Source organism: Roseovarius gaetbuli, from assembly GCF_900172365.1.
Taxonomy (GTDB): domain Bacteria; phylum Pseudomonadota; class Alphaproteobacteria; order Rhodobacterales; family Rhodobacteraceae; genus Roseovarius; species Roseovarius gaetbuli.
Window position 1 is genome coordinate 1 of the sequence record NZ_FWFJ01000091.1, and the last position, 3,903, is coordinate 3,903.

The following is a 3,903-nucleotide window of genomic DNA, read 5'->3' on the forward strand; positions in this document are numbered from 1 at the left end:
TCCGAGACAGCGAAAAAGAAACGAAAGGAGACAGCAGCATTGACGCCATCATGACGCAAAGAACATAACAACTGGGTGGGTCAAGTCTCGGTGACAATCCCGGGTCAGTTCTCAGTGACAATCAACAGCCCAAGGTCAGAATTCACCGAAGCCCGGACGATCGCTGTATGCGATGCTGGCAGGCAGAGGGCGCACTCAATGTTTCCTTTGGACTGAGAGCCACGGCCCTGCATACATGGGCGGAAACCTGACTTTCGCGGCGCTCTGCGCTGAGGTCTGCTTCGCGGACAAACCGGCCTGATGTGTAGTTGTTGACCTGCATCAACGCCGCCGCGATCCAGATCGCGCATCCTGTCCAACATATAGATAAGGATTCTAGAAATGCTGAACGTTTCGAAACCATCGGCTAATCGCTTAGACATCGAGCTTTCAGGAGCTCTTGATAAAGAGGCAATGCGCTCGGCGCTTGATCATCTTATTGAGAAATCGGAAGGTATTACTAACGGCAGGATGCTCTATAAGATTTTGGACTTTGAGATGCCGACCTTGGGTGCGATGGCCGTTGAATTCCAGAAGATGCCAAAACTGTTCAGCTTGATTGGCAAGTTCGATAAATGCGCGGTGCTCTCGGATACCGCATGGATCCGAACTGCCGCAGAAATCGAGGGCGCCGTGATCCCGTCACTTGAGATAAAGAGCTTTCCACTTTCTGCCGGGAAGGCTGCAGAAGATTGGCTGGACGACCGCGTCGAGAGCGAAAGCGACGAAGAAGAGAACTTTCCTGTCTGAAACGGTAGCTGCAAAATCATCTGCCTGTTAGCGTTGATCCCGAATTAGAGACCGCTGCGAATATGACGAACAGACGCGCCCTTATGTTAACCGCCGTGTCGGCTGATAATGGGCCGTTATGTTAATATTTTTCGGGTTTGCTAAATATCGTGGCCTTATTACCCACATCTTTCCGGTTAATGGAGTGTACTATCATGCGACGCCTTATTGCGCTGCTCTTTCTGATAGCGCCGATGACGGCGCTGGCAGGGAACATAATGATCGAGAACTTTGAGCTTCAGCCGGAAACCAGATGGCGCTTTTTCACCGACGGCGTGATGGGAGGCGTTTCCTCCGGTCAAGTCGCCTTCGTTCGAGAAAACGACCAGTTTCATGCGCGCATGACTGGTAAGGTCAGTACCGAAAACAATGGTGGCTTCATCCAGATGCGGATGGAGCTTCCTGATGGAGCTCCGGAGAATGTGACCGGCGTGCATCTAATCGTTCGAGGGAATGATCAACGGTATTTCGTGCACCTTCGCACCAGCGGAACGGTGTTGCCATGGCAGTACTATCAGGCAGGTTTTGAGGCGACCGGTGACTGGGCAGAGGTGCGATTGCCGTTGGACAGCTTTGAGCGGTCTGGCCGCCTATTAAGAGCCGTCCCCATTGCCGACAGTATCAGGTCGATTGCTGTGGTCGCCTTTGGTCGGGACCATGAGGCAGAAATTGATGTGCGCGAGGTGGGGTTCTACTAGCCATCCGTGTCATTGCGGAGGCGTTTTCAGGCGACTATCCCTCCTCACTTCTCGGAGATGATTAATTCCCCGTCCGGGCATCCTCATGGGTGTTCGGGCGGGAGGAGAGTGTCCGACCTTCTGTGTATGAGTAATTTGGCCCATGCTTCACCAACGAAGGAGCATGACGACAATGACGATTTCCACGGAACTACTGGATGAGCTGCTGAGCGGCGTTGAACGGCCCGAAGACCTGCTGGGGGATAAAGGCCTTATGAGGGAGCTCAAGGTCCGCCTAATGGAGCGGATGCTGGGCGCTGAGTTAACCGAGCATCTGGGCTATGAACCGCATGGTGAGCCCGACAGTCAGCAGACCAACCGGCGCAATGGCGCGACCCGCAAAGTGCTCAAGAGCAATGACGGCGCAGTGCCCATCGACATTCCGCGTGACAGGGATGGCAGTTTTGAGCCGGAACTGATCCCGAAAGGTCAAACCCGGATTGATGGCATGGATGACAAGATTATTGGTCTGTATGCGGCAGGCCTAACGACCCGAGACATTCGCGCCCACCTTGAAGAAGTCTATGGCCTGAAGGTATCAGCCGACCTTATCAGCCGCGTCACCGATGCCGTTCTGGCTGAGGTTTCAGACTGGCAGAACCGCGCCTTGGAGCCGATGTATCCAATCGTTTTCCTTGATGCGCTTCGGGTCAAAATCCGCGACGCGGAAAGCCGCCAGGTCAAAAATAAGGCCGTTTATGTGGCCTTGGGCGTCACCCCAGAGGGCGAACGCGAGGTTCTGGGGTAATCCCCCCCAATAAAGCAGCTTCAGCCGATCCGCCCTGCGCGACCGGAACACAAACACCGTGCCCGTGAATGGATCCTTGCGCAGCACCGATGACACGATTGCAGCCAGACCGTCATGACCTTTCCTGAAGTCCACAGGCTGCGTCGAGACCAGAACCCGCACACGGTTTGAAGGGAACATCATGCCAGTACCCCGACTGCCCGAACGATCTCGGCAATCCGGTCAGAACTGGTGGTGCAATCGAGCCTGATTGTCACTTGGCCGATCTCAATCTCGATAGGGTCAGCGGATGCTGCGTCAGACTTGGTAAGCGGTGCAGACACTGCTGGCACAGGAGCATCGCCGCAATCATCCGACACCACGATCGGCGCAAAACAAAAGTCGTCCTCTTCAACTGCGGGTAAAACCAACCTGCCGTCACGCGCCCGACTGCGCCATTCCGACAGATGGTTTGCCCGAAGCCCATAACGCGCAGCAACCCCGTTCACCGTCGCCCCGGGCTTCAAACTCTCAGCCACGATCCGCGCCTTGACCTCATCCGGCCAGCGTCGCTGACCATTGGTCCGTATGTCCACACCGTAGCCCCTGAGAAACTCCACCGTAGTCGCCATCGCGAAACTCCTGCCCTAATCTCCGTCAGGTGCGAAATCTCAGGTCAGGTCAGAATTGGAAAGGTGCGGGCCAGGAAACGCTTACCGACCGTCTCACCCATCGCTGCCACATCCTGGAGACCGGCAATGACAGCTATCGGTTCAAGGCCAGCTCCGAGACAGCGAAAAAGAAACGAAAGGAGACAGCAGCATTGACGCCATCATGACGCAAAGAACATAACAACTGGGTGGGTCAAGTCTCGGTGACAATCCCGGGTCAGTTCTCAGTGACAATCAACATCGTCGATGCAGGTGGCGTTGGGCGCGCGTTCTGTGACCTGCTCAACACACGGTCGGTGCAGCACACACGGATGCAGATTGTCGGCGGTGAAAACGAGACGGAGACTAAGGAGCGCGGCATCACATTCAACAACGTCTCAAAGAACCTTCTGCTCGGCACGATGAACTCTGCGCTGCATACGGGCGACTTGCAGCTTGGTAATTTTCCGATGCGCGACACTCTGCAAGCTGAGCTTGAGTCATTCGAGGCATCCATCGGGTCGTCGGGTCGCATGTCGATCAGCGGCGGCACAAAGGAAGCCCATGCGGATATCGCGATGGCCGCTGCTATGGCCCTTTGGTTGTCCGATCATCGCACGGTCGGCGCGCACGTGTTCCAGCAACAGATTTGATGATCCAGACCAAACTGGATGCTCAAACCCCTGCTCCCGTCAAGGATGGAACTCGAGCAACTCAGGCCTTAGCAATTCAGCCTGAGCCCTGCAGAATATCAATTGCCGTATTTCTGCACAGCATCGGGTTGCATCGTATAGCTTACAGAAACCGGTGTCTGGCCATCGACGTAACCTATGCTTTGAATTGAACGCTCTGCCGCAATTTCTCCCGATATCCAGACTGGCGTAAACAGACCATTGATTTCTATCCCTTCCGGATAAACAACATGGACAACCTGATTGGCAGGAGGTGGCGGCGTGTGGAT

General features: G+C 55.0%; 5 protein-coding genes and 3 pseudogenes. 5 read left to right on the forward strand and 3 right to left on the reverse strand.

What is annotated here, in order from left to right:
- Window positions 1-381: 381 nt before the first annotated feature.
- From ROG8370_RS19470 to ROG8370_RS19480, 3 genes and pseudogenes are all read left to right on the forward strand, one after another.
- Window positions 382-789, forward strand: a complete 408-nt coding sequence (locus tag ROG8370_RS19470; RefSeq protein ID WP_085828786.1) for a SpoIIAA family protein — start codon at window positions 382-384, stop codon at window positions 787-789.
- A gap of 194 nt (window positions 790-983) precedes the next feature.
- On the forward strand, window positions 984-1,526 hold the full coding sequence (locus tag ROG8370_RS19475; RefSeq protein ID WP_085828790.1) for a CIA30 family protein: 543 nt from the start codon (window positions 984-986) through the stop codon (window positions 1,524-1,526).
- A 172-nt stretch (window positions 1,527-1,698) separates the two neighbouring features.
- Window positions 1,699-2,310, forward strand: a pseudogene (locus tag ROG8370_RS19480) (IS256 family transposase); the annotation flags it as partial.
- Window positions 2,311-2,325: 15 nt separating this feature from the next.
- On the opposite strand, the pseudogene tnpB reads toward ROG8370_RS19480, so the two are convergent.
- Together tnpB and tnpA are read right to left on the reverse strand one after the other, a co-directional pair.
- Window positions 2,326-2,496: pseudogene (gene tnpB, locus ROG8370_RS21580) on the reverse strand (IS66 family insertion sequence element accessory protein TnpB); the annotation flags it as partial.
- Window positions 2,493-2,924: an IS66-like element accessory protein TnpA gene (gene tnpA, locus ROG8370_RS19490; RefSeq protein WP_085828788.1), complete on the reverse strand. Its 432-nt coding sequence runs from the start codon at window positions 2,922-2,924 to the stop codon at window positions 2,493-2,495. The gene tnpA and the pseudogene tnpB, both read right to left, overlap by 4 nt.
- A gap of 80 nt (window positions 2,925-3,004) precedes the next feature.
- Between tnpA and ROG8370_RS20820 the strand changes: the two are divergent.
- Both ROG8370_RS20820 and ROG8370_RS19495 read left to right on the forward strand, forming a co-directional pair.
- A pseudogene (locus tag ROG8370_RS20820) lies at window positions 3,005-3,130 on the forward strand (ATP-binding protein); the annotation flags it as partial.
- Between the two features lie 60 nt (window positions 3,131-3,190).
- On the forward strand, window positions 3,191-3,595 hold the full coding sequence (locus ROG8370_RS19495) for a hypothetical protein (protein WP_139838239.1): 405 nt from the start codon (window positions 3,191-3,193) through the stop codon (window positions 3,593-3,595).
- Window positions 3,596-3,693: 98 nt separating this feature from the next.
- Here ROG8370_RS19495 and ROG8370_RS19500 read toward each other — a convergent pair.
- Window positions 3,694-3,903, reverse strand: a 210-nt coding sequence (locus ROG8370_RS19500; RefSeq protein WP_139838240.1) for a DUF3299 domain-containing protein, incomplete at its 5' end; no start/stop codon positions are given.

Excerpts from the sequence above, each read along its gene's own strand:
- ROG8370_RS19475 (WP_085828790.1), top strand. The coding sequence starts at position 984 with ATGCGACGCCTTATTGCGCTGCTCTTTCTGATAGCGCCGATGACGGCG.
- tnpA (WP_085828788.1), bottom strand. The coding sequence starts at position 2,924 with ATGGCGACTACGGTGGAGTTTCTCAGGGGCTACGGTGTGGACATACGG.
- ROG8370_RS19470 (WP_085828786.1), top strand. The coding sequence starts at position 382 with ATGCTGAACGTTTCGAAACCATCGGCTAATCGCTTAGACATCGAGCTT.